1 protein-coding gene is annotated in these 2,081 nt (G+C 46.6%); it reads right to left on the bottom strand.

What is annotated here, in order from left to right; genetic code table 11:
• On the bottom strand, window positions 1–1,699 hold a 1,699-nt coding region (locus RMO79_RS22915), incomplete at its 3' end, for an N-6 DNA methylase (protein WP_310485578.1).
• Between the last annotated feature and the right edge of the window lie 382 nt (window positions 1,700–2,081).

The raw sequence follows: 2,081 nt of genomic DNA, 5'->3' as shown, positions 1-2,081 counted from the left end.
AGCCCCGGCCGCATGGCCGAGCTGCGCGCGATGCGCCTGAACTACGCCAACCCGGTGCACCACGAGCGGCTGATGGTCGTGGTCGAAGAACGCCTCGGCCACGAGCTGGCTTCTTGGTAACTCCATCTCTCGACGCTAAATCCTTCAAAATCCCCTCACTCGTCACCTTCGATCCAAAAGGTGGATTCGTCAAAATCATCGTCAACCCACCTGGATAAAAACCTGGTCGATCCGGCAACCCCTCCATAATGCCACCAGTAATACTCGCTAATGGTTGCAGCGCATCCATCGCCTTTAAATCTGCATACTGCGCTCCATTCATCAGACAATTCACCCTCGCCACATGCATCACATTTCGAGAGATTTCCGCTCCAAATAACCGATTCTCGCGGAATTCTAGAAACTCTTGAGTTGGCTCATCTGAGTTAGTTACATCAATTCCTGCTGTTTCTACCTTTTTCAATTCCTGCTTACGCACATAGTCTAATACATGAGTCAACATCCGCGCCGAACCACAGGCAGGATCGCCGACAAAATCATTTACAGTTGGCTGCAAAATTCCCACCATCAGGTTAATTACTGGAGTAGGCGTAAAATATTGCCCTAAATCGTCCCGAAATGTCTTGCCCAAGAAATCTTCAAATACGCCCCCTTTTACATCTGCTGTAGACTTACGCAAACTCCAAGGTTGCAAACGTTCGACAATCATCTGCGTTGTATGGGGTTTAAATTCCAACGCATCGGATTCTGTAAATGCCAACCGAATTCCCAGGTTATCCCCAAACTTGTCGGTTAACGTGTCCCGCTCCCACTGCTTCGCCTTCTCAAATGTATCTCGCACCTGCACCATCAAACGTTCTGGGTCAGTTTCACCCTGTTTGTAACTGAACACATAGGAACGCATCTCTCCCGTCTTTTTGACTAGATCGATCGTTGCTTGCTCGTCATACCACTTGGCGAACAGAAACTTAACCATTGCATCCACAGCTTCCTGGGGTTGTAAGCCTTCATTATCTCGCAGGATCGAGTGACAACCCGATCGAGTATCGCCCAATACTTCTCGAAATTTATCACGAGTCAAAGGTTGGAGTCCAGTTTGAATGCCATCCGGCTCGCTCGGATTCAAAATTACTTTAAACGGACTATGCTCGGCTGCCAATCTGGCACTTTCGTACTTTGGCAGATCGCCAATTTCCTGAAGAGCGCGGGGATAATCCAGATCGCGGCGATAGATTTTGGTATTTGTGCCACTGGTGAGAACAGCATATCGAGCAGAAGGTGACGCACTCATATAAGCATTGAGACGATTCAAATGTTCGATCCAGCCTTCTGCCTCTGTCCCTTCAAATTTTTTGCTCGGCTCCATCGCCTCGATCATAATGAAGGCAACATCTAAACCACCACCAGCTCCAATATAGCGATCGTCGTAGACAATCAAATCTGCACATCCCTGATACCGTCGTCCACCCTGATGCGTTCCCTGCGAAAAATCCGCAGAGAGTTCCAATTCCAAAGCATTCAGTGGCACACCGTATTCTTCAGATAGAAGAGAGATCGCCCATAATGTCACCGGATCTTCTGCGGGACGCACATAGGTTCCATCGGTCTTAAATAACTTAGACAGATTAAACTGTTTCCGATAGTTCTCTGGAACGTTGGCTGGATTTTGGTAGGGGTTGGTGAAGTTGGTAAACGGCATTAAGTCAGCAGAATATTTAGAGAGCAGTATGCATGACTTTACTATAATCCCTAAGAATAGTAGTTTGCCTGACTTTAGACTTATTCAATAGAATGATGATTCGATGTCAAGTCCAAGTTCGTTACAATGAGATGCTATCTGTCAGGGTGAAAATCGATGCATCGTCTCGCAACAATACCAGGTGGTTGGAATCCTGCGGCTGAAGATGTGATATTTATCGATCGATAGCCAGCATAGATCCTAAAACTTACTACTCTATTGTGATGCTTTAACTTTCTCAATATCTGCAACCACTGCATTCAACGATCGATCCTCAATATCTGCGATCGTTTGTACCGCCTGATAAATTCTCAAAGGCGTGTCTTTTAGATCATTGCTTACG

It is taken from the genome of Chamaesiphon sp. VAR_48_metabat_403 (assembly GCF_031422475.1).
Classification (GTDB): Bacteria; Cyanobacteriota; Cyanobacteriia; order Cyanobacteriales; family Chamaesiphonaceae; genus Chamaesiphon.
Note: the sequence above shows the minus strand (reverse complement) of the source record. Positions and strands in the feature narration are given on the sequence as shown.